This is a genomic window from Streptomyces sp. NPDC058246 (assembly GCF_042881985.1).
Taxonomy (GTDB): Bacteria; Actinomycetota; Actinomycetes; order Streptomycetales; family Streptomycetaceae; genus Streptomyces.
The window spans coordinates 68677-90879 of record NZ_JBHVWZ010000022.1 but is presented as its reverse complement, the minus strand read 5'-3'; the positions used below and the strand labels follow the sequence as shown (position 1 = coordinate 90879).

The 22203-nt window shown below is 69.8% G+C and carries 18 protein-coding genes and 1 tRNA gene; 5 read left to right on the top strand and 14 right to left on the bottom strand.

The window, feature by feature from the left end:
* Positions 1-76: 76 nt before the first annotated feature.
* Positions 77-667 carry a TetR/AcrR family transcriptional regulator gene (locus tag ACFVXA_RS27745; RefSeq protein ID WP_389467881.1) on the bottom strand — a complete coding sequence of 197 codons (591 nt, stop codon included), beginning with the start codon at positions 665-667 and terminating at the stop codon, positions 77-79.
* A 467-nt stretch (positions 668-1134) separates the two neighbouring features.
* Here ACFVXA_RS27745 and ACFVXA_RS27740 point away from each other — a divergent pair, with 467 nt between their 5' ends.
* Positions 1135-4614 (top strand): S41 family peptidase, encoded by a 3480-nt coding sequence (locus tag ACFVXA_RS27740; RefSeq protein WP_390027259.1) that lies wholly within the window; start codon positions 1135-1137, stop codon positions 4612-4614.
* 79 nt (positions 4615-4693) lie between these two features.
* Here ACFVXA_RS27740 and ACFVXA_RS27735 read toward each other — a convergent pair whose 3' ends face one another.
* From ACFVXA_RS27735 to ACFVXA_RS27720, 4 genes are all read right to left on the bottom strand, one after another.
* Entirely contained in the window at positions 4694-4987 is a 294-nt protein-coding gene (locus ACFVXA_RS27735; protein ID WP_362016188.1) for a hypothetical protein, read from the bottom strand.
* Positions 4988-5096: 109 nt separating this feature from the next.
* A complete protein-coding gene (locus ACFVXA_RS27730) occupies positions 5097-5981 on the bottom strand; it encodes an SDR family oxidoreductase (RefSeq protein ID WP_362016191.1) in 885 nt (294 codons plus the stop codon).
* Positions 5978-6931, bottom strand: a complete 954-nt coding sequence (locus tag ACFVXA_RS27725; RefSeq protein ID WP_389746972.1) for an alpha/beta fold hydrolase — start codon at positions 6929-6931, stop codon at positions 5978-5980. The genes ACFVXA_RS27730 and ACFVXA_RS27725 overlap by 4 nt, the downstream gene beginning before the upstream one ends.
* Positions 6928-8472 carry a flavin-containing monooxygenase gene (locus ACFVXA_RS27720; RefSeq protein WP_389746971.1) on the bottom strand — a complete coding sequence of 515 codons (1545 nt, stop codon included), beginning with the start codon at positions 8470-8472 and terminating at the stop codon, positions 6928-6930. Before ACFVXA_RS27720 ends, ACFVXA_RS27725 begins: the two co-directional genes overlap by 4 nt.
* Before the next feature lie 283 nt (positions 8473-8755).
* Here ACFVXA_RS27720 and ACFVXA_RS27715 point away from each other — a divergent pair, with 283 nt between their 5' ends.
* Positions 8756-9391, top strand: a complete 636-nt coding sequence (locus ACFVXA_RS27715; protein ID WP_362016900.1) for a MerR family transcriptional regulator — start codon at positions 8756-8758, stop codon at positions 9389-9391.
* Between the two features lie 80 nt (positions 9392-9471).
* On the opposite strand, the gene ACFVXA_RS27710 is transcribed toward ACFVXA_RS27715, so the two are convergent.
* Positions 9472-10275 (bottom strand): exodeoxyribonuclease III, encoded by an 804-nt coding sequence (locus ACFVXA_RS27710; protein WP_362016199.1) that lies wholly within the window; start codon positions 10273-10275, stop codon positions 9472-9474.
* 81 nt (positions 10276-10356) lie between these two features.
* Here ACFVXA_RS27710 and ACFVXA_RS27705 point away from each other — a divergent pair, with 81 nt between their 5' ends.
* The gene (locus ACFVXA_RS27705; protein ID WP_362016202.1) at positions 10357-10833 is read left to right on the top strand and encodes a GNAT family N-acetyltransferase; all 477 of its coding nucleotides are present in this window, start codon (positions 10357-10359) and stop codon (positions 10831-10833) included.
* A 308-nt stretch (positions 10834-11141) separates the two neighbouring features.
* Here the strand turns inward: ACFVXA_RS27705 and ACFVXA_RS27700 are convergent.
* The 7 genes from ACFVXA_RS27700 to galU all read right to left on the bottom strand — a co-directional run bounded on the left by ACFVXA_RS27700 (position 11142) and on the right by galU (position 16811).
* Positions 11142-11215 (bottom strand) — tRNA-Ala (locus ACFVXA_RS27700).
* A 97-nt stretch (positions 11216-11312) separates the two neighbouring features.
* A complete protein-coding gene (glpR, locus tag ACFVXA_RS27695; protein ID WP_390027194.1) occupies positions 11313-12581 on the bottom strand; it encodes a gephyrin-like molybdotransferase receptor GlpR in 1269 nt (422 codons plus the stop codon).
* 173 nt (positions 12582-12754) lie between these two features.
* A complete protein-coding gene (locus ACFVXA_RS27690; RefSeq protein ID WP_362016902.1) occupies positions 12755-13417 on the bottom strand; it encodes a GNAT family protein in 663 nt (220 codons plus the stop codon).
* A 23-nt stretch (positions 13418-13440) separates the two neighbouring features.
* Positions 13441-13953 (bottom strand): MogA/MoaB family molybdenum cofactor biosynthesis protein, encoded by a 513-nt coding sequence (locus ACFVXA_RS27685; RefSeq protein WP_362016208.1) that lies wholly within the window; start codon positions 13951-13953, stop codon positions 13441-13443.
* Positions 13950-14462 carry a cyclic pyranopterin monophosphate synthase MoaC gene (gene moaC / locus ACFVXA_RS27680; RefSeq protein WP_362016211.1) on the bottom strand — a complete coding sequence of 171 codons (513 nt, stop codon included), beginning with the start codon at positions 14460-14462 and terminating at the stop codon, positions 13950-13952. Before moaC ends, ACFVXA_RS27685 begins: the two co-directional genes overlap by 4 nt.
* A 118-nt stretch (positions 14463-14580) precedes the next feature.
* Positions 14581-15903, bottom strand: a complete 1323-nt coding sequence (gene glp, locus ACFVXA_RS27675; RefSeq protein WP_362016214.1) for a gephyrin-like molybdotransferase Glp — start codon at positions 15901-15903, stop codon at positions 14581-14583.
* A 5-nt stretch (positions 15904-15908) separates the two neighbouring features.
* Entirely contained in the window at positions 15909-16811 is a 903-nt protein-coding gene (gene galU / locus ACFVXA_RS27670; protein WP_362016217.1) for a UTP--glucose-1-phosphate uridylyltransferase GalU, read from the bottom strand.
* 133 nt (positions 16812-16944) lie between these two features.
* Here galU and ACFVXA_RS27665 point away from each other — a divergent pair, with 133 nt between their 5' ends.
* On the top strand, positions 16945-17520 hold the full coding sequence (locus ACFVXA_RS27665; RefSeq protein WP_383741095.1) for a 5-formyltetrahydrofolate cyclo-ligase: 576 nt from the start codon (positions 16945-16947) through the stop codon (positions 17518-17520).
* A gap of 101 nt (positions 17521-17621) precedes the next feature.
* Here the strand turns inward: ACFVXA_RS27665 and ACFVXA_RS27660 are convergent, their stop codons facing one another.
* A complete protein-coding gene (locus ACFVXA_RS27660; RefSeq protein ID WP_390027191.1) occupies positions 17622-20390 on the bottom strand; it encodes a penicillin acylase family protein in 2769 nt (922 codons plus the stop codon).
* Between the two features lie 225 nt (positions 20391-20615).
* Between ACFVXA_RS27660 and ACFVXA_RS27655 the strand changes: the two genes are divergently transcribed.
* Positions 20616-22163 (top strand): potassium/proton antiporter, encoded by a 1548-nt coding sequence (locus ACFVXA_RS27655; RefSeq protein WP_384019137.1) that lies wholly within the window; start codon positions 20616-20618, stop codon positions 22161-22163.
* The last annotated feature ends 40 nt before the right edge of the window (positions 22164-22203 follow it).

Below are 22203 nucleotides of genomic sequence, written 5' to 3'. Positions count from 1 at the left end.
GGGGATCAGCCCGACGACGTGAGCGGTCGCGCGTCAGGGGCAATTGAGGGGTGTTACAGGGGAATCTGGGAGAGGCTCAGGCGCCGAGGGCGGGGAAGACCACGGCATCGAAGTACTTACGGAGGAACTCCTGGGTCGGCGGCAAGTCGTCGATGAACGTGCGGGCCGCGAAGCCGCCGATCACCATGTGCAGCACGTAGTCCATCGCGGGGTTGCCCGGACGGATCTCACCCCGGTCGACGGCACGCTGGAGCATCTTGCGCATCTCCTCGACCTCCGGCTCGATGAGCAGCTCCCGGAAGGCCTTGAGGAGATCGGGGTTGGAGTGGACCGCCATGGCCAGGGCCCGCATCAGCGCGGAGTTCTGCTCCATGACACAGTCGTCCTCGCGCGCGACCAGCGCGAGGAAGTCGCCCCGCAGGGAGCCCGTGTCGACATCGCCGATGGTGACCCGCTTGCTGTGCCGCATCGCCCTGACGACCAGCTCGGCCTTGCCGCCCCACTGGCGGTAGAGGGTGGCCTTGCTGGACTTGGTGCGGGCGGCGACGGCGTCCATCGTCAGGGCGTCGTAGCCGACTTCTCGAAGCAGGTCGAGCACGGCCCCGTACAGCTCGGCCTCGCGCTCGGGCGTGATCCGACTGCGACGCACCGTTGCGGCTTCAGTCATCCCACTCACCTTCTTCTGCTTCTAAACGACACGGTTGTGAACGACATGGTTTCGTACGTCGCGGCGTCCGAGCGACACGTTTCGTACGTCTCTCCCGTACGTCTCTGAACATACCCCGGCGGCGAGCGAAACGAAACCGTTTCGTACGTGTGATGGGTCACGGCCCGCGCAATCACAAGGTGCCGGGACCAGCGCACACCGTGCCGGGAGCGCCGCACACGGTTCCTGCGCACCGCGCCGGGACCGCCCCACAACGTGCCGGGACGGCCGCACACCGCGCCGGGACCGCCGCACAAGTTGCCGGTGCCCGCCCAGCGGAAAAGCATGGGTAGGTGAGCGACGCGTACGAGAAGGCGACCAAGGACCAGGCACCCACGGATCAGGCGACCGCAGATCAAGCGACCACGGGCAGGGCGACCTCCGACGCCAACGCGCCCGGACACGCCGACGACAACGCACCCGGATACCTGCGCTTCCCCCACCTCAGCGGCGACCGGCTGTGCTTCGCGACCGAGGACGACCTGTGGGTGGCCCCCCTCGACGGGCCCGGCCGCGCATGGCGGCTCACCGTCGATCGCACCAAGGTCGGCCACCCCCGCTTCTCGCCCGACGGCCGCCACATCGCGTACACGAGCTGGCGGAGCTTCGTGCCGGAGATCCATCTGGCTCCGGTGGACGGCGGCCCCGGCAGACGGCTCACCTACTGGGGCAGCGCGGACACCCAGGTCTGCGGCTGGACGCCGGAGGGGGACATCCTCGCCGTCGCCTCGCACGGCCAGCCCTTCTCGTACTTCACCTGGGCGTACAAGGTCCCCACCGACGGCGACCCGGGCGGAAAGCTGCCCTGGGGCCCGGTCTCGGCCATCCAGGTCGCCGACATCGACGGCGAACGCAAGACCCTGCTGCTCACCGGCACCCCACCGCACGAGCCGGCCGCCTGGAAGCGCTACCGGGGCGGCGCGATGGGCCGGCTCTGGCTGCACGGCCGGCATCTGCTCGCCGACGTCGAAGGCCACCTCGACTCCCCCATGTTCGTCGGCGGGCGGATCGCCTTCCTCTCCGACCACGAGGGCATCGGGAACCTGTACTCGTGCACGTACGACGGCTCCGATCTGCGCCGCCACACCGATCACGACGCCTTCTACGCACGCCACGCCTCGTCGGACGGCACCCGGGTCGTCTACCAGTGCGCCGGCGACCTCTGGATCGTCGACGACCTCTCCCCGGAGTCGGTCCCCCGCCGTATCGACGTACGCCTGGGCGGTCCGCGCGCGGGACGCCGTACGTACCAGGTCCCGGCGACCCAGAACGTCGACGCGATCTCCGTGGACGAGACCGGCCGGGCCAGCGCCGTCGTCGTACGCGGCAGCCTGTACTGGCTCACCCACCGCGACGGCCCCGCGCGCACGATCACCGACACCCCGGGGGTACGGGTCCGGCTCCCCGAGATGCTCGGCTCGGGCGGCCAGGTCGCGTACATCACGGACGCCGAGGGCGAGGACGCCGTCGAGATCGCCTACCTCCCGCGCGCCAGCGGCGACCGCGAGCCGCGCCGGCTCGCGGTCGGCGAGCTGGGCCACGTACAGGAGCTCGTCTCGGACCCGCAGGGCGAACGGCTCGCGATCGCCTCGAACGACGGGCGGCTGCTGCTGCTCGACGCGACGGAGGACGAGGATTCTGAGGACGAGTCCGGGACGGAGTCCGGGAGCGAGTCGTCGGCGGGGGCTGGGAGCGAGTCCGCGACGGAGTCTGACGGCGTCTCCGGGACGGAGTCCGGGAGCGAGTCCGCGACGGCGTCTGACGGCGACTCCGGGACGGAGTCCGGGAGCGAGTCCGCGACGGCGTCTGACGGCGACTCCGGGACGGAGTCTGACGGCGACTCCGGGCCCAAGTCTGCGGGCGAGTCCGGGACGAAGTCTGCGGGAGGCAAGGTCACGGAGCTGATCCGGTCGGTCAATGGCCCGGTACGGGATCTCGCCTTCTCCCCGGACGGGGCCTGGCTTACCTGGTCACACCCGGGCATCGGCCGCTCGCTGCGCCAGATCAAGATGGCGCGCATCTCCGGGATCGGACAAGAGGACCATCTGATCGTCGACGTCACCAACGGGCGCTTCGAGGACGAGAACCCGGTGTTCACCCGGGACGGCCGCTATCTCGCCTTCCTCTCCTGGCGCGGCTTCGACCCGGTGTACGACGTGCACACCGGGGATCTGTCCTTCCCGCTGGGTTGCCGGCCCTATCTGGTGCCGTTGTCGTCCGCGACGCCTTCCCCCTTCGCGCTGAACCCCGACGGACGTCCGGTCGCCGGAGGCCTGGATCCGGTGGAGGACGAGGCCGCCGACGGCAGCGTGACCGTGGAGGTCGAGGGCTTGGAGAGCCGGGTCACCCCCTTCCCGGTCACCGCCTCCAAGTACTCGGCACTGTTCCCGGTCGCGGGCGGCGGACTGGTCTGGCTGCGCTGGCCGATCTCGGGCGCGCTCGGCGAGACCTTCGCGAACCCGGACGACACCACCGGCCGCCCCACCCTCGAGTACTTCAACATCACCAAGGCGAAGAAGTCCGAACTCGTCGGGCACCTCGACTGGTTCGCGGTGAGCGGCGACGGTTCCCGGCTGGTCGTCGTGGACGAGGGCGACCTGCGCGCCACGCCCTCCACCGAGTCCGGTGACGCCGACTCGACCGTCTGGATCGACCTGCGCCGCATCATCCACGAGGTGGACCCGCCCGCCGAATGGCGTCAGGCGTACGCGGAGGCCGGACGCATCATCCGCGCGTACTTCTGGGAACCCCACATGTGCGGCATCGACTGGGACGCGGTACTCGACCAGTACCGTCCCCTGGTCGAACGGGTCGCCTCTCCCGACGAGTTCGCCGACCTGCTGCGCGAGGTCCTCGGCGAACTGGGCACATCGCACGCGTACGTCTCCGCCGCCCGCCGCAACGAGGGGCCGGCCCACTACCAGCGCTGGCAGGGCCTGCTGGGCGCCAACCTCGTCCGCCGCGACGGCAGTTGGATGGTCAAGCGGATCCTCCCCGGCGACTCCTCCGACTCCAAGGCCCGCTCCCCCCTGGCCGGTACCGGGATCCGCGAGGGCGCGGTACTGACCCACGTCGACGGCCGCCCGGTGAACCCGGTCACGGGCCCGTATCCGCTACTGGCGGGCGCTGGCGGTACGACGGTGGAGCTGACGTTCACCCCGGCGGAGGGCCAGGGCCGGTCGAGGCGGGTGGCCGTGGTGCCGTTGATCGACGAGCGGCCGTTGCGCTACCAGGACTGGGTCGCCAAACGCCGTGAGCTCGTACGGGAGTTGAGCGACGGACGTTGCGGCTATCTGCACATCCCGGACATGGGTGGCTCCGGCTGGGCCCAGTTCAACCGCGACCTGCGCATGGAGGTCTCGCGCCCCGCCCTGATCGTCGACGTACGCGGCAACGCGGGCGGCCACATCAGCGAGCTGGTCGTCGAGAAACTCACCCGCAAGATCCTGGGCTGGGACCTGACCCGCAACGCCCAGCCGGTGTCGTACGCCTCGAACGCGCCGCGCGGCCCCGTCGTCGCCCTGGCCGACGAGGCGACCTCGTCGGACGGCGACATGATCACGGCGGCGTTCAAGTTGCTGAAGCTGGGCCCGGTGGTGGGCCAGCGCACCTGGGGCGGCGTCGTCGGCATGACCGGCCGCCACCGCCTCGGCGACGGCACGGTGATCACGGTTCCGATGAACGCGGCCTGGTTCGAGGGCTACGGCTGGTCCATCGAAAACCGCGGCGTCACCCCCGACTTGGAGATCCTCCGCACCCCTCTGGACTGGGCGGAGGGCCGCCACGCCCAACTCGACGACGCCATCCAACTGGCCCAGGACCTCCTCCGCAGCCACCCGGCCGCCTCCCCACCGGACTACTCGGGCGTCCCGGACGGAACCCGCCCGAAGCTGCCGCCGAGGAACTAGCCGGTGCGGGCATAGAGATGGGGTGCCCCCAACAGGGCACCCCATCCCGAGCAAAGCCGGTGCAGCGAACGCGGGACGATCAGGCGTCGTAGTCCTGATCGAACCGGTCCTGAGCCTCCCGCTGAGCGCGCTCGGTCTCCAGGTGGTTCTGCGAACGCTGGTCCTGCGAACGCGAACCCTGCGGACGCTGGCCCTGCGAGCGCTGCCCCTGCGGAGGCCGGCCCTGAGAAGGCTGACCCTGAGAAGGCCGGCTCGGCGAAGGCTGACCCTGCGGGGAACGCCCGCGTGTCTCTTCCTTCGCGTCGCCCATCTTCTTCTTGGCCTGCTGCTTCATCTGCTCGGCCTTGTCCTGGAACTGGTCCTTCATGCCCATGAGATTCACTCCCGTTGTGGGTGAGGGGGATCGGGCCTCGACCAGACTGACACGCAGGGACATAAGACGCATTTCGATCAGTAACTCACGGTGAGCGAGGGCCGATCGCTCACGGCGAGGTCCCCTGCCGCTCCTGCTCGTCGGCCGCCCCACCGGCCCCGACGAGCCCCGTTCGCACACTCCTCAGCCGCGGTTCGAACCGCCGCATCTCCCGCTGCCCGACCGCCCCGATGAGCCCGGGCAGATAACCGCGGACGCCCTGCATCCCTCGCAGCCACCATTGCGCGTACACATGGCTCGACCGCCGCTCGATCCCCGCGACGATCCGGTCGACGGCCGGCCCCAGCGGATACGTCTTGTTGGACGGCCACGGCAGCCGCTGCCGCAGCTCGCGCATGACGTCGTCCTGGTCCGCGCCGCGCACCATGTCCGTGTCGGTCCACGACAGATACCCGACCCCGACGCGTACGCCCTTGTAGCCGACCTCGGCGCGCAGGCTGTGCGCGTACGCCTCCACACCCGACTTGGACGCGCAGTACGCGGTCATCATCGGAGCCGGCGTGATCGCGGCGAGCGAGGCGATCTGCAGCAGATAGCCACGGCTCTCCATCAGCACCGGCAGAAACGCCCGCGCCGTGACGGCCGACCCGATCAGATTCACCTCGATCACCCGCCGCCAGGCGACGGGATCGGAGTCGACGAAGGGCCCGCCACTGGCGACACCGGCGTTCGCGACGACGATGTCCACCTTCCCGAACCGCTGCTTGACCTCCGCGGCGACCCGCGCCATCGCCTCGTGATCGGTCACGTCGGCGTACCAGTGGTCGCTCTCGTTGTGCAGCCGCTCCGACACCTGCTTGAGCGCGTCCGCCTCGAGTCCGACGAGCGCGACCTTCGCGCCGCGCGCGGAGAGCTTGCGCGCCAGGAGCTCGCCGACGCCGCGCGCCGCCCCCGTGACCACCGCGACCTGCCCTTCCAGACTCACCCTGCTCATGCGCCCTCCTTGATTTGCGCGCTCTCCGCGCTCCCTGCACTCCCGGTGCCGTCCATGTACGTGACGACGAGCTCGCGTATGCGGGAGGTCACCAGCTCCGGCGCCTCCACCGGCGTCATGTGCCCGAGCCCCGTCAACTCGGTGACACCGACACAGTTCGGCAGCGCCGCCACCAGGGCGCGTGCGTGCACGACCGGCGTCAACCGATCCGCCGTCCCCACCACCACGGCCGTCGGCACCTTCAACTCCCGTACGCCGTGATCGAGATCGACCAGATCGAGCACGACCGACCACGCATGGCGCACGTTGCGCGGGCAGGCGTGCACGATCCGCGCGCACGCCTCCACCATGCCGGGCGACGAACCGGGGCCCATGGTCGCGTACTTGAGGATCCGAAGGGCGAGCGGCGTGACCGGCCCGAGCGGGGCGCGCGACCCGAGCACGGACTTGGTGAGACGAGTCCGCAGCCGCCCGGCGCGCAACGGCACCACGCGCGCCTCCGCGACCAACCGCGAGCTCCCCGTACTGCACAACAGCGCGGCCGCCGCGTGTTCCCGGAAACGCGCCCGCGCCGAGGCGGCCATGAGCGTCATCCCGCCCATGGAGTGCCCCACGAGCACGGCCTTCTCACCCGGCGCCAGCGTCGCCGCGAGCACCGCTTCCAGGTCGTCGGCGAGCGCCTCCGTGGTGCACGTCGCGCTGGCGGGACTGCGCCCGTGCCCGCGCTGGTCGTACGCGATGACGCGGTGGTCGGCCGCGAGATCCCGTATCTGCGCCGCCCAGAAGGCGGTCGAGCAGGTCCAGCCGTGCGCCAGGACGACCGGGGGCGCGTTCTTCGGCCCGTGCACCTCCACGTGCAGACGCGCGCCGTCCGCGGAGACAGCGGTCAGCTCGCGCGCCGGCGCGGGCGGCGCGTACGCCCCGTGCGCCACGTGCATCAATCGGCTCACGCCCCTGCCTCCACCCTCTTCTTGCGCGTGTTCTTGGTCTGCGACGGGGGCGCGGACTCGGGTGCCGGCTCCGGCGCGCGCACCACTTCGTACTCCCCCAGATCCACGCGTCGCGTGGCCGTGCGGAACTCGCTGGTCGTACCCGGCCAGATAGTGGTGTTGACCCCGTTGGCGTCGAGGTACCAGCTGTTGCACCCGCCGGTGTTCCACACCGTGCGCTTCATGCGCTCCTGCACCTTGTGATTCCAGGCGTCCACGGCGCCGGGGCGTGCGTCGAGAGCCGGGCGCCCCCCGAGCACGTCCAACTGCCGTACGTAGTCGGCCATGTAGTTCAGCTGGGACTCGATCATCAGGATCATCGACGAGTTCCCGAGACCGGTGTTGGGCCCGATGATCGTCATCCAGTTGGGGAAGCCGGCCGCGGTGGCGCCGCGCAGCGACTTCATGCCGGTCCCCCACGCCTCGGCGAGCGTCTTGCCCTCCGCCCCGACGACCCGCTCCGCGATCGGCATGTCGGTGACGTGGAAGCCTGTACCGAAGACGATCGCGTCGACCTCGGCGGTGCTGCCGTCGGCGGCGACGAGGGTGGAACCGTCGATCTTGGCGAGCCCGGAGGCCACGACGTCCACATTCGGCCGGGTGAGCGCCGGGTAGTAGGTGGTGGAGAGCAGGATCCGCTTGCAGCCGATCCGGTAGTCCGGCGTCAGCTTGGCCCTCAGGGCCGGGTCCTTGACGGCGCGGGCCATGTTCCGCTTGGCCAGCCGCTCGACCAGGCCGAGCTCGTCGGGCCGCTTGGTGAACGCCTGGACCTGCAACTCCCGGATGCCCCACAGGAGTCCCCGCCGCGCCTGGGTCGTGAACGGCAGCTGCCTGTGCAGCCAGCGCTCGGCCCCGGTGATGGCCCGGTCGACGCGCGGCATCACCCACGGCGGGGTGCGCTGGAAGAGCGTGAGCCTGGCGACGTCCGGCTGGATCGAGGGCACGATCTGGATGGCCGACGCCCCGGTGCCGATCATCGCGACGCGCTTGCCTCGCAGGTCGTAGTCGTGGTCCCAGCGGGCCGAGTGGAAGACCTTGCCGGGGAAGGTGTCGATCCCCGGGATGTCCGGGATCTTGGGGTCGGACAGCGGCCCGGTGGCGGAGACGACCACGTCCGCCGTGAGGAACCCACTGCTGGTCTCGATCCCCCAGCGCAGCTTCTCCGTGTCCCAGGTCATCATCTTGACCTCGGAGTTGAAGCGCAGGTGCGACCGCAGCCTGAAGACGTCCGCGACATGCTCCAGGTACGCGCGGATGTGTTCCTGCCCGGAGAAGGTACGCGGCCAGTCGGGGTTGGGCGCGAACGAGAACGAGTACAGGTGGGACGGTACGTCGCAGGCGCACCCGGGATAGCTGTTGTCCCGCCAGGTGCCGCCCACGCTGTCGGCCCGCTCCAGGACGACGAAGTCGGTGACCCCTTCACGGCGCAGCCGCACGGCTGCCCCCAGACCGCCGAACCCGGACCCGATCACCGCCACTCGTACATGCTCGTGTTCGGTCATCCCGACGCCTCCCTAGCCGCACGACCCTGCCAGTGAACACTGGCGCAATGGGGAGAGTAGAGCAGGCTTGTACTGATGGGTAGGGGTCGCGACCGGGAAAGTTACCGAGGGTACGACGTAGGGTGCGCACGTGGCCGAGGGATCAGGAAAGCGGGGCGCGGAGGCGCGTGGGCGCGCAAGCGGGGCGCGCGATGAGAGCGCGAGCGCCCAAGAGCGCGACGGCGCTCGTACCAGAGCGCGGGAGCGCGGCGCCGCGCCCGAGTCCGGCAGGCGCGAGTACCGGATGGAGGAGCTGGCCAAGGAAGCCGGCATCACGGTGCGCACCCTGAGGTTCTACCGGGAGCGCAAACTCATACCGCCACCCCGGCGCGAGGGGCGCATCGCCTGGTACGACGACACCCACCTGGCCCGCCTCCGCACGATCTCCGCGCTCCTTGAACGCGGCCACACCCTCAACGGCATCGCCGAGCTGGCCGAGGCCTTCGACCACGGCCGCGACGTAGGCGAGCTGCTCGGTCTGGGCGAGCCCACCGAGGAAACCCCGGTCCGCCTCTCCCCCGAGGAACTGGCCGACGTCTTCGCCGGCCAGGCGACCCCGGAGAACCTCGCCGCGGCCCTCGACCTCGGCTATCTCGGCACCGACGGCGGAGAGATCGTCCACATCAGCCGTCGCCTGCTCGACGTCTCCGCGGCCCTGGTCCGCGAGGGCATCCCGCTCGCGGACGTCCTGACGGCCGCCCGGCGCGTGCGCGATCACGCGGACGCGCTCGCCGAACTCTTCACCACTCTCGTCCTCACCGAGGACCGCACGACAGAGGATCTCCAGCGCCTGCGCCCGCTGGCCAAGAGCGTGGTGGAGGCGGAGCTGTCGATGGCCCTGGACCGCCGCCTACGGGATCGACGGGGCCACCTGTCCTAGACCGGCAGCCGGGCGGTCAACGGGATCACCCGACACAGGCCCCCGGCCAACAGGTCACCGAGCTGGGCGGACGGGGCGGATCACAGGTCGTAGACAACGGTCACCGGCGCATGATCGGACCAGCGCTCCCCATGCGTCGCCGCGCGCTCCACGAAGCCCTTGACCGCCTTGCCCGCGAGCCCGGGCGTCGCGACCTGGTAGTCGATGCGCCAGCCTGTGTCGTTGTCGAAGGCCCGCCCGCGGTAAGACCACCACGAGTACGGCCCCTCGACGTCAGGATGCAGGGCGCGCACGACATCGACGAACCCGCCGTCGCCCTCGTCGAAGACCTGCCCCATCCACGCCCGCTCCTCGGGCAGGAACCCGGAGTTCTTCTTGTTGCCGCGCCAGTTCTTGAGGTCGGCTTCCTGATGGGCGATGTTCCAGTCGCCGCACACGACGACCTCACGCCCGTCGGCGGCGGCCCGCTCCCTGAGCCCCTTCAGATGGACGAGGAACTCCCCCATGAAGCGCTCCTTCTCGTCCTGCCGCTCGGTCCCGACCTCACCGGAAGGCAGATAGAGACTGGCGACGGTGACACCGGGCAGATCCGCCTCTACGTAGCGCCCACTGGAGTCGAACTCCTGCGAACCGAATCCGACGCGCACGCGATCCGGCTCACGCCGGGCGTACAGGGAGACTCCCGCGCGCCCCTTGGCTGCGGCGGGCGCGTGCACGACGTGCCACCCTTCGGGCGCCCGCACCTCCTCGGGGAGCTGCCCAGGCTCGGCCCGCACCTCCTGGAGGCACAGCACGTCCGCGGAGGTCCCCGCGAGCCACTCCACGAAGCCCTTCTTCGCCGCGGCCCGGAGCCCGTTCACATTCACAGAGGTCACAGTCAGCACCCGGGCACGATACTTAATCGGTACCGCCGATCCGAATTCGATCAGTCCCACCGATCCACGCATAGATGTACGGTAGACCGCATGAAAATACGCCGGGTTCCCTTCGACCACCCCGACGCCGTCAAGCTCAACGACCAGGTACAGGCCGAATACGCCGAACGCTACGAGGACGAGGGTGACGTCACCCCCCTCGACGCGTCGATGTTCGCCCCGCCGTTCGGTCTCTACCTGATCGCGTACGACGAGCGGGACCGCCCGGTCGCAACGGGCGGCTGGCGCAGCCAGGACACGAACGACGAGGGCTACTCGGACGGCGACGCCGAGCTCAAGCGGATGTACGTGGTCCCCGAAGCCCGGGGTCTCGGCCTCGCCCGCCGCATCCTCGCCGGCCTGGAGGCCGACGCCCGGGAAGCCGGCCGTACCCGCATGGTCCTGGAAACCGGCGCCAAGCAGCCCGAAGCGGTCGCCCTCTACAAGTCGAGCGGCTACGAGCCCTGCCCCAAGTTCGGCCACTACCGCTTCCACGACCTGAGCCTCTGCTACGCCAAGCCGCTCTAGCGACGCACACACGGGCTGCGGGCTGCGGGCTGCGGGCTGCGGGCTGCGGGCTGCGGGCTGCGGGCTGCGGGCTGCGGGCTGGCAACGACCCGAAACGGGGAACGAGTTGCCGGTGCAGCGACATGGCCCCGTCCGCGGGCTGGAGCCCGCACCCCATCAGCCGGCCCCGGCCGCCGCGAAGTTGCCCATCTCACTCGGGATATCGGAGGGACCAATCATCCCGGGAAAACCAAAGATCCCGCCCGATCAATCAGATCGGACGGGATCCCGTCAACCATCCCCGAGCTAACTCAAGAACAGTCGCTGCGTGGACCTGAGGGGATTTGAACCCCTGGCCCCCTCGATGCGAACGAGGTGCGCTACCGGACTGCGCCACAGGCCCTTGCAACGAGTGAAACTCTAGCATCCTCATCGAGGTGCTTGGAAATCCGTTCATGGCTGGTCAGCCAGGGACTCCCGAGCCCCCACCGTCATACCCGTCACTCGTTGGCGGCCCGCGGCCGTTCCCCGTCCTCGTACTGGTCGAAGAGCGGCGTACGACCGCGCTCGCGGGCGCGCCGGGCGGACGCGGCGCGCCGTGCGTCGCTCCGGCCGTCGTCGGCGGCCTCCGCGTTGTCGGCCTGCTCCTCGGCGGTCGACTCGGCCTCCGGCGCGGTCGGTTCCGCGACACTGGAACGCGCGGAACTCCACGCGTCCGGCGCCCCCAGGTCGATGCTGGGCGTGGCCCGGGGCGCGACCGGCGCGGTCACGTACGTCGGCAGCGGAACCGGCACCGGGTCCCAGCTGTCGCCCTGGCCGGGCCCGCGCTGGCGCTCACGCTGCTGGTCGACCCACTCCGCGTGATCGGTCTGCTCGACGAGCGCGCGGCGGTCGGCCGCGAGCGCGGACAGACCGGGGTCGGTGTCCGGCTCTGGGACCTCGTCCGGCTCGTCGGCCCCGGGGTCGACGGTCGGCCGTCGGCGCGGCTGCCGCTCCCGCAGCCGCTTCGCCGCGGCCTCGGCCCTGCGCCGGTCCATGGTGTACGTGAAGCGCCGCCGCTCCTGGGCGCGCAGGTACACGATGTACGAGCTCAGCATCACGGCGGGTACGCCGGGCGCCCACAGGAACGCGAGCCCACCCACGGCCGCCACGACCGCGCCGAGCGTGAAGGCGAGGAAGAGCATCACCGTCGTACGCCGCCGGCGCGCGAGCACCTTCGAGCGCCGGGCCCGCGCTGCGGCCTCCGCCGAAGAATCACGCCGTGCACCCGGCACAGGGCGCGAAGCGGACTTGGGGGCTGTGTGAGGCGCGGACCTGGCTGCCTGGGGCGCGGGCCTGGCCGATTGCTGCGGTACGGACCTGGCGGCGCCCGGCACCTCGTACGCGCCCCCCTGTCTGGGCTGCGCCTGAGGGGGCGCCTGCTCCGACTGCGCCGGGGTCGGCGCCTGAACCCGCTCCTGCACCTGCGACCGATGCTGGGCCTGCGCCTGCGGGCGGGTCGGAGGCATGGCGAAAGCCCGGACGTCCACCGAATCGGTGACGCCGTCCGGGTCGGCGCTGGACTCCCCCTCTTCGGCGGAGCGCGCCCGCAGGTCCTTGGCGTATCGGCGCTCCATACCCGCCCGTCCGGACAGCAGCCGGATGGCGGTGCTGAAGCGTTCCGTCGGACGGGCTTCGTTCAGCTCGTCCTGCCTACGGAGCCACATCGGCACCAAGTAGGCGGCCCAGGCCCCGACGATGACTGCGTAGATGAGGCCGCTGCTGCTCACGTCTCACACGGTAGAGGGGTTTGCGTGAGGCCATCTGCCAATTGCGCCGGTGTGTCGCACGATCTGGCTGATATTTCGAGCTTTTTTTGTGACCGATGCGATCAGCAGGCCGTCGGGACCGCGAATTTAATGCCCTGAGGCGATCGTCGGCCGATCAATTTCGAACACCTATTTCATTTACCGGCGTTGCCCGGCTTGCTCGGGTTCTGTGAGCCGGCCTGTTCCGATCCCACCTGTTCCGAGCGGATCTGCGCGGCGCGCGCCCGGCGCCAGCGTCCGAGCAGCCCTTCGGGTACCTCTTCGGCGGTGAGTGCGAAGACAAGATGGTCGCGCCAGGCGCCGTCGATGTGGAGATAACGAGGTCGAAGCCCTTCCTCGCGGAATCCGAGTTTCTCCACGACCCTGCGGCTGGGCCCGTTCTCGGGGCGAATGCAGACTTCGATGCGGTGCAGTCCTACGGTGCGGAAGCAGTGGTCGGTCACGAGTGCGACGGCCGTCGGCATCACTCCGCGGCCCGCCACCGACTGGTCCACCCAGTAGCCGATGTGCCCGGAGCACATCGAGCCCCAGGTGATCCCGGCGACCGTCAGCTGTCCGACGAGCCGCCCCTGGTACTCGATCACGAAGGGCAGCATCCGGCCCGCGTTGGCCTCGGCGCGCAGATGCCGGACCATCTGGCGGTACGTCGGCCGGTGCGCGATCGGGCCGCTGGGCGTGGGCGGCGGAATGGTCGCCTCCCAGGGGCGCAGCCAGTCCCGGTTGCGTCGGTTGACCTCGCGCCAGGCCCGCTGGTCGCGCAGCTTTATCGGCCGGAGGACGACATCGCCGTCCACCAGCTCGACGGGCCAGGATGGGCTGTTCAGCTCGCACCCCCACTGCCGCTGGGTCTGGGGTGGTCGCCGCCGCGGATCTGGTCGACGGCATGGATCAGCAGGGGCTCCAGGACGGCGAGGCCGTCCTTCACGCCGCCGGTGGAGCCCGGCAGGTTGACGATCAGCGTCCGTCCCGCGACTCCGGCGAGCCCCCGGGACAGCGCCGCGGTCGGCACCTTCTCTCTCCCGAACGCCCTGATGGCCTCGGGAATGCCCGGCACCTCGCGGGCGAGCACCCGCCGGGTCGCCTCGGGCGTCCGGTCGGTGGGCGAGATCCCGGTGCCGCCGGTGGTCACGATGACGTCGTACCCGGCATCGACACCCGTGCGCAGGGCGGCCTCCACCGGGTCCCCGTCCGGGACCACCTGCGGGCCGTCCACGGCGAAGCCGAACTTCGCGAGCCCCTCGGCGATCAGGGGCCCGCCCTTGTCCTCGTAGACACCCGCGGCGGCCCGGTTGGAGGCCGTGACGACCAGGGCGCGGTACGTCGGCGCGGTCATGACCGACTCCAGTCGCCCGACTTCCCGCCCGTCTTCTCTTCCACCCTTACGTCCGTGATGACCGCCCCCTTGTCGACAGCCTTGACCATGTCGATCACGGTGAGGGCCGCCACACTGACCGCGGTGAGGGCCTCCATCTCCACGCCCGTACGGTCGGTGGTCTTCACGGTGGCGAGGATCTCGACGGCGTCGTCCGCGACCGACAGATCAATCTTGACACCCGACACCGACAGCGGGTGGCAGAGCGGGATGAGGTCCGGCGTGCGCTTGGCACCCATGATGCCCGCGATGCGCGCGGTGGCGAGGGCGTCCCCCTTGGGGACCCCTTCGCCGCGCAGCAGCTCGACCACACGGGGTGAGACCAGGACGCGGCCGCTGGCGCGGGCGGTGCGCGCGGTCACGTCCTTCCCGGACACATCGACCATGCGAGCGGCGCCGGCCGCGTCGATGTGCGTCAGTCGGTCCTGCTCAGGGGTTCCGGGGGTTTCCCCCCGGGAAGGCACGGTCATCTGCTGTGGCGCTCCCGGTCAGGGCCCGACGCGGTGCGGCGCGTGGGCCTGTTGTGCGCGACACGGTACCGCCAACTCGAGGCGTCCAGCGGAGCAGGTTCCTTCCGATCCGGGACGCTCAGCCCAGGAGGACCACTTCGACCTCGGCGCCGGGCTCGACCGACGTGTCGTCCTCGGGGACGACGATCAGCGCGTCCGCGTGCGCGAGGGCCGCGATCAGGTGGGATCCGGCGCCGCCGACCGGCGTCACCTCACCGTCCGCGTACGTCCCCCGCAGAAACTGCCGACGGCCCGAAGGCGAGGTCAGTGCCTTGTCCGCGTTGAGCGTCGCCCTGGTCGTGGGCCGGTGGACGTCCTTCAGGCCCATCAGAGTGCGGATCGCAGGACGCACGAACACTTCGAAGGAGACGTACGACGACACGGGGTTGCCCGGGAGTGCGAGCAGCGGGGTGTGGTCGGGCCCGATGGAACCGAAGCCCTGGGGCTTGCCGGGCTGCATGGCGAGCTTGCGGAACTCGATGCCGCTGCCCGCCTCGTCCTCGTCGCCGACCGAGGACAGCGCCTCCTTGACGACGTCGTACGCCCCGACGCTCACGCCGCCCGTCGTGACCAGCAGGTCCGCGCGGATGAGCTGGTCCTCGATGGTGGCGCGGAGCGTCTCGGCGTCGTCGGCGACCGCGCCCACGCGGTAGGCGATGGCTCCGGCGTCGCGGGCCGCGGCGCACAGGGCGAAGCTGTTGGAGTCGTAGATCTGGCCGGCGCCCAACTCCTCGTCGGGCTGGACCAGTTCGCTGCCGGTGGACAGGACGACCACGCGCGGGCGCGGGCGCACGCGCACGGTGCCGCGGCCGATCGCGGCCAGCAGGCCGATCTGCGGGGGGCCGAGGACCGTGCCCGCTTCGAGGGCGCGGTCACCTGCCTTCACATCGCTGCCCATCGCGCGCACGTGCGCGCGTGCCTCGGCCGGGCGGTGGACGTGCACCTGCCCGGAGGCGCCCTCGGGAGCCGCGCTGTGGGCGCGCATCCCGGAGACCGGACCCTCGCCCAGGCCGCCGTCGGTCCACTCCACGGGCACGACGGCCTCGGCGCCGGGCGGCAGCGGGGCACCGGTCATGATGCGGGCGGCCTGGCCGGGGCCCACGTGGGGCTGCTCGGCCTGGCCGGCCGCGACATCGCCGACGACCGTCAGGACCGCCGGGTACTCCTCGCTCGCGCCCGCGACATCGGCGACCCGGACCGCGTACCCGTCCATCGAGCTGTTGTCGAACGGCGGCAGGGAGACCGGCACCGTGACGTCCTCGACCAGGACGCAGCCCTGGGCGTCGAGGAGTTGCAGCTCGATGGGTTCGAGGGGGCGGACGGTCGCGAGGATGTCCTCCAGGTGGTCATCCACCGACCAGAGGTGATCCTGGCCGGTGGTGCGGGTCGCGGCGCTGCTCAAAATCCCTACATCTCCTCGGCTACGTAACTGCGAAGCCAGGTCCGGAAGTCCGGGCCCAGGTCTTCACGTTCGCATGCGAGTCTGACAATGGCACGCAGATAGTCGCCACGGTCCCCGGTGTCATAACGGCGGCCCTTGAAGACGACGCCGTGCACGGGGCCGCCGACCTTCTCGTCCGCGGCGAGCTGCTGGAGGGCGTCTGTGAGCTGGATCTCACCGCCGCGACCCGGCTCAGTCTTGCGCAGTATGTCGAAGATGTGCGGGTCGAGGACGTAGCGCCCGATGATCGCGTAGTTGCTGGGCGCGTCCGCGACGTCCGGCTTCTCGACCAGGCCGGTCACCTTGACCAGGTCATCCTCGTCGGTGAGCTCGACGGCGGCACATCCGTAGAGGTGGATCTGCTCGGGCGCGACCTCCATGAGCGCGATGACGCTGCCGCCGTGCTGTTCCTGGACCTCGACCATGCGGGCCAGCAGGGGGTCGCGCGGGTCGATCAGGTCGTCACCGAGGAGCACGGCGAACGGCTCGTGACCGACGTGCGGGGCGGCGCACAGCACCGCGTGTCCGAGGCCCTTGGGGTCGCCCTGGCGCACATAGTGCATGGTGGCGAGGTCGCTGGACTCCTGGACCTTGGCGAGCCGGTCGGCGTCGCCCTTCTTCTGGAGGGCCGACTCGAGCTCGTAGTTGCGGTCGAAGTGGTCCTCGAGAGGTCGCTTGTTGCGGCCGGTGATCATCAGGACGTCGTCAAGACCCGCGGACACGGCCTCTTCGACCACGTACTGAATCGCCGGCTTGTCGACGACCGGCAGCATCTCCTTGGGAGTGGCTTTGGTGGCCGGCAGGAACCGGGTGCCGAGGCCTGCTGCGGGAATGACAGCCTTGCTGATCCTGGGGTGTGACTCAGTCATGCCCGCAACCATATCCGGTGGCTATGTGCTGAATCTGAGGCTCCGGTTAATCCGCTCTCATATGAGCGCATTAGGAAGGGTACGGGAGCGACCTGTGAGTCACCTCGGACGTGAACCTGAGTCTGGCAAGCGAATGTTGCGACAAGGATTCCTCATGGTGAGAAAAGGGTTGACGTCCGATGACGTGCGGGAAACCGCCGCAGCCCTCGCCACGCGCGCCCTGGAGCTGCCCGAGCTGGCGCAGGCGCGCACGGTGGCGGCGTACGTCTCGGTGGGGAGCGAGCCCGGCACCCTCGCGCTCCTCGACGCGCTCCGCGCGCGCGGGGTGCGCGTGCTGCTGCCGGTCCTCATGGCGGACAACGACCTGGACTGGGGGGCGTACACCGGAGCGGGCTCCCTCGTCCGCGTCCAACACGGCGGAAAGATGGCGCTCTTGGAGCCTGCCGGCGAGCGGCTGGGCCCGGAGGCCGTCCTGGACGCCGACGCCGTCCTGCTGCCCGGTCTCGCCGTCGACGCACGCGGCATGCGCCTGGGGCGCGGCGGGGGCTCGTACGACCGCGTACTGGCCCGCCTGGAGCGCGCGGGGGCCGACCCCGCGCTGGTGGTGCTCCTGTACGACACCGAGGTCGTCGAGCGGGTGCCCGAGGAGGCGCACGACCGCCCGGTCCACGCGGTGGTGACCCCCTCTGGCGTGCGCCGCTTCCGCTGACGCCTGTCCCGCACAGGCGAAGTGGCCCTCCACGCGTGCGTGGAGGGCCACTGTCACCGGGCGGCTTCAGATCGTCGCGGCCCCGGCGGACCGTCGGTGCGTCACGGCTTCAGGACCAGCGTGTCGCTCGTCTTGTCGGCGACCGCCTTTTCCGAGAAGGCCCATGGCAGCAGTTCGCCCTTGGCCCACTTGTCCGTCTGGTCGGTGTAGTGGGCGCTGTAGGCGTGTCCGGAGGCGCCGGAGAGGTTGATCCACTTGGACTTGTCGAGGTCTCCGAGGTTGACGACCATCCGCATGGACGGCACCCAGACCGCTCCGTAGCCGCCCGCCGCGTTCCAGCCGGTCGCGTTGACCGTCGCCTCACCGCCGCTGAGCTTCCAGGGACCGCGGTTGAGCATGTACTTCAGGAAGGCGGGACCGTCGGTGCCCAGGGTCTGGTTCTTCAGGAACAGGCGGTGCAGCCGGCCCCAGCTCCAGGTGTCGATGTCCTTGCCGAGCTTGGCGGTCAGCTCCCAGCGGGCGTCCTTCATGGCCCGCCCGAACAGCTCGTCGCGGGTGTCGGTCGCCCGGTCGGTGCGCGTCTTGGGCGACTGCCACCAGTCGTTGTTCTCGTCGTCGATGATGTTGCGGACCACCTCGAACCAGCGGTCGCCGCCGTCCGGCTGCGCCTGGTCCGCCTCGCGCTGGCCGCACTCGCGGACCGACTGGTCCTCATCCGCGGGACCGGTGGTGTTGACGGGGTCGACCCACAGGCACTGGCCCTTGACCCGCAGCTCCTTGGGCAGCTTGTTGCCGAAGGCGAGCTTGAGGATGTTGCGCCAGGTCGCGTTGAAGTACGCGGCCGCCGCCGAGTCGGAGTCCTGGGTGTAGTCCCAGCCCTCCAGGAGCTTCTGCGCCTCGCGGACGTTCTTGTCCTTGACGTCGATCTTGAGCAACTTGGGCACGATCAGCTTGGCGATCTCGCTGCTGTTGTCGAGCTGCATCTGGCGCATGTCGTCGGTCGAGATCTTGCCGCCGCCCTTGATCTTCGACTCGATCAGGTCGGTGATCCGCTGGCTGCGTGTGCCGTAGCCCCAGTCCGTGGTGAGCGTGTAGGGGTACTTGCTCTTGTCGACGACCGCCTGGTTGGCGGTCACGATGTAGCCGCGCTTGGGGTCGTACTCGTAGGGCAGCTCGGCCTGCTTGATGTAGCCGGTCCACTTGTACTTGGAGTCCCAGCCGGGTGACGGGAGTGAACCGTCGTCGCCGCTGGCGCGGGTCGGGATCCTGCCGGGCAGCTGGTAGCCGATGTGGCCCTTGGTGTCGGCGTAGACCAGGTTCTGGGAGGGCACGTCGAAGGACGCGGACGCCTTGCGGAACTCCGACCAGTCCGACGCCTTGTCGATCTCGAAGACGGCGTCCATGGAGTTGCCCGGGTCCAGGGCGGTCCAGCGCAGCGCGATGGCGTAGCCGTCGCCGCGGTCAGGTGCCCCGCTGTCGACGGTGGCCTTCTTGCCGACCTTGACCAGTTCGTCGTCACGGTCGGAGAGCAGGGGCATCCCGTCTTCGGTCTCCCGGACGACGATCGTCTTGCTGACGCCACCCGCGACCTTGATCGTTTCCTTGCGGGTCGTGAACGGCAGCACCTTGCTGTCGTACTCGTAGCCCTCGCCCGTGATCTTCTCCAGGTAGAGGTCGGTGACGTCGGCCCCGGAGTTGGTCATGCCCCAGGCGATGTCCTGGTTGTGACCGATGACCACGCCAGGCATGCCCGCGAAGGTGTAGCCGGAGACGTCGTACTGGCACTTGCTGGAGATGCTCGTGCAGTGCAGGCCCATCTGGTACCACACCGAGGGCAGCGAGGCCGACAGGTGCGGGTCGTTGGCCAGCAGAGGTTTATTGGTGATCGTGTACTTCCCGGAGACGACCCAGGAATTGGAGCCGATGCCGTTGCCGTTCACGCCGACGGCCGTGGGCACGTTGTCGAGGACGTCGTAGAGCCCGGAGAGCTGGCTCTGCAGGCTGCTGGGCGCCGTCGTGTTGCCCGCGAGCCCCGTGCCCGCCGTGGAGCCCGTCGTGGACCCCGTGGTCGTGCTGCCGGAGCCCTGCACGTACGTCTGGGTGGCCGCGTCGTACTGGCCCTCCTGGACGATCGTCTTGTTCCGGCTGTACGGGTAGTCCGGGTACAGGTCGGCGATCTGCTTCGGGCCGAGACGGCTCGTCATCAGGGAGCGGTCGATCTCTTCCTGCATATTGCCGCGCAGGTCCCAGGCCATCGCCTTGAGCCAGGCCACCGAGTCGACCGGGGTCCACGCCTGGGGCGTGTAGTCGTTGGTGAAACCAAGGGCCGCGTACTCCAGGGAGATGTCCTTGCCGTCCTTGCCCTTCAGGTAGGCGTTGACTCCCTTGGCGTACGCCTGGAGGTACTTCTTCGTGGAGGCCGACAGCTTGGTGTCGTACTCCTTCTTCGCCACGCGGTCCCAGCCCATGGTGCGCAGGAACTCGTCGTTCTTGACCTGACCCTTGCCGAACATCTCGGAGAGCCGGCCCGAGGTCATGTGGCGGCGCACGTCCATCTCGTAGAACCGGTCCTGCGCCTGGACGAAGCCCTGGGCCATGAACAGGTCCTCGTCGGACGAGGCGTAGATCTGCGGGATCCCGTAACTGTCGCGCTTGACGTCGACCGGCCCCGACAGGCCGTCGAGCGTGATGGAGCCCTTGGTCTGCGGGAAGGAGGCGCGCACGGTGCTGATGCTCCAGTACGCGCCGAAGGCGACGCCTCCGACGATGGCGAGAACCAGGACGATCAAGAACAGTCGGGCTTTGCGCCCCTTCTTCCTGCCGGACTTGCCGGGCTTTTGGCCGGAAGAGGCGGTGGTGTTGGGGGGCATCGCTGTCCTTGCTGTCCTAACGCGAGCGGCAGGCGGTCCTGGAGTGCTGGAGCAACCATAGGCGCAGGGCCTACTGCGCCTTGACGCGGAGTCGGGTACCCGAGCGCACGGGAGTTCGATCTTGCCCCCGGGAGTGTCAAGAAAGCGTCAAGAGTTAGGTAAGGTAACGAAGTACTTGGACTGACGTACCAACGTCCGGCGTTCGGATCGACGTGCTCGAATCCCGTGCCCGGATTGGCGAGAAGGGAACAGCCGCTGACTGTCCACCACCTCAACCAGCTCCTGCTCGTGTGCTCGCTCGTACTCCTCATCGCGGTGGCAGCGGTTCGGATCTCGTCGCGCAGCGGGCTCCCCAGCCTGCTCGTGTACCTGGGTATCGGCGTCGCGATGGGCCAGGACGGGATCGGCAACGTCCACTTCAACAATGCCGAAATGACCCAGGTCATCGGGTACGCGGCCCTGGTCGTGATCCTGGCCGAGGGCGGTCTGGGCACGAAGTGGAAGGAGATCAAGCCGGTCCTGCCGGCCGCCTCCTCACTGGCGCTGATCGGTGTCGCGGTGAGCGTCGGCATCACGGCCACGGGCGCGCACTATCTGATCGGGCTGGAGTGGCGGCAGGCGCTCATCATCGGAGCGGTGGTGTCCTCGACGGACGCGGCGGCGGTCTTCTCGGTACTGCGGAAAATCCCCCTGCCCGCGCGCGTGACGGGTGTTCTGGAGGCCGAGTCGGGCTTCAACGACGCCCCGGTGGTCATCCTCGTCGTCGCGTTCTCCACGGCGGGCCCGGTGGAGCACTGGTACACGCTGCTGGGCGAGATAGCCCTGGAGCTGGCCATCGGCGCGGCCATCGGCCTCGCGGTGGGCTGGCTCGGCGCGTACGGACTGCGGCACGTGGCGCTGCCCGCCTCCGGCCTGTACCCGATCGCGGTGATGGCGATCGCGGTCGTCGCCTACGCCGCCGGGGCGCTCGCCCACGGCAGCGGGTTCCTCGCCGTCTACCTCGCCTCGATGCTGCTCGGCAACGCGAAGCTGCCCCACTGGCCGGCCACCCGCGGCTTCGCCGAAGGGCTCGGCTGGATCGCCCAGATCGGCATGTTCGTCCTGCTCGGCCTACTCGTCACGCCGCACGAGATGGGCGACGACATCTGGCCCGCCCTCGTCATCGGCCTGGTGCTGACCATGGTGGCGCGACCACTGAGCGTCGTCCTGAGCCTGCTGCCGTTCCGCATGCCGTGGCAGGAGCAGACACTGATGTCCTGGGCGGGGCTGCGCGGCGCCGTGCCCATCATCCTGGCGACGATCCCGATGGTGAGCGGCGTCGCGGAAAGCCGCCGGATCTTCAACATCGTCTTCGTCCTGGTCGTCGTCTACACCCTCATCCAGGGGCCCACACTGCCCTGGCTGGCCCGCACACTGCGCCTGGGCGAGACCCCCGGGGCCGCCGACCTCGGCATCGAATCGGCGCCCCTGGAGCGGTTGCGCGGCCATCTGCTGTCCGTGGCGATCCCCGAGGCCTCGCGCATGCACGGCGTCGAGGTGGCCGAGCTGCGGCTGCCCGCGGGCGCCGCCGTCACGCTCGTGGTGCGCGAAGGGACATCCTTCGTGCCGCTGCCGACGACCGTGCTGCGGCGCGGCGACGAGCTCCTCGTGGTGGCCACCGATCCGGTCCGGGACGCGGCGGAGAAGCGGCTCCGCGCGGTGGGCCGCGGCGGCAAGCTGGCCAGCTGGCTGGGGACGTCGGGCAATGGAACGGGACAGCAAACGAGACGTTAAGTGGCGATGGGCATTCGCAGGCGAATGCTTTCGTGGTGCT

What these genes read in the sequence shown, in the direction of transcription:
- ACFVXA_RS27745 (WP_389467881.1), bottom strand. Translation starts at nt 667, where the DNA reads ATGACTGAAGCCGCAACGGTGCGTCGCAGTCGGATCACGCCCGAGCGC.
- ACFVXA_RS27735 (WP_362016188.1), bottom strand. Translation starts at nt 4,987, where the DNA reads ATGGGCATGAAGGACCAGTTCCAGGACAAGGCCGAGCAGATGAAGCAG.
- ACFVXA_RS27730 (WP_362016191.1), bottom strand. Translation starts at nt 5,981, where the DNA reads ATGAGCAGGGTGAGTCTGGAAGGGCAGGTCGCGGTGGTCACGGGGGCG.
- ACFVXA_RS27720 (WP_389746971.1), bottom strand. Translation starts at nt 8,472, where the DNA reads ATGACCGAACACGAGCATGTACGAGTGGCGGTGATCGGGTCCGGGTTC.
- ACFVXA_RS27715 (WP_362016900.1), top strand. Translation starts at nt 8,756, where the DNA reads ATGGAGGAGCTGGCCAAGGAAGCCGGCATCACGGTGCGCACCCTGAGG.
- ACFVXA_RS27705 (WP_362016202.1), top strand. Translation starts at nt 10,357, where the DNA reads ATGAAAATACGCCGGGTTCCCTTCGACCACCCCGACGCCGTCAAGCTC.
- ACFVXA_RS27685 (WP_362016208.1), bottom strand. Translation starts at nt 13,953, where the DNA reads ATGACCGCGCCGACGTACCGCGCCCTGGTCGTCACGGCCTCCAACCGG.
- moaC (WP_362016211.1), bottom strand. Translation starts at nt 14,462, where the DNA reads ATGACCGTGCCTTCCCGGGGGGAAACCCCCGGAACCCCTGAGCAGGAC.
- galU (WP_362016217.1), bottom strand. Translation starts at nt 16,811, where the DNA reads ATGACTGAGTCACACCCCAGGATCAGCAAGGCTGTCATTCCCGCAGCA.
- ACFVXA_RS27665 (WP_383741095.1), top strand. Translation starts at nt 16,945, where the DNA reads ATGTTGCGACAAGGATTCCTCATGGTGAGAAAAGGGTTGACGTCCGAT.
- ACFVXA_RS27660 (WP_390027191.1), bottom strand. Translation starts at nt 20,390, where the DNA reads ATGCCCCCCAACACCACCGCCTCTTCCGGCCAAAAGCCCGGCAAGTCC.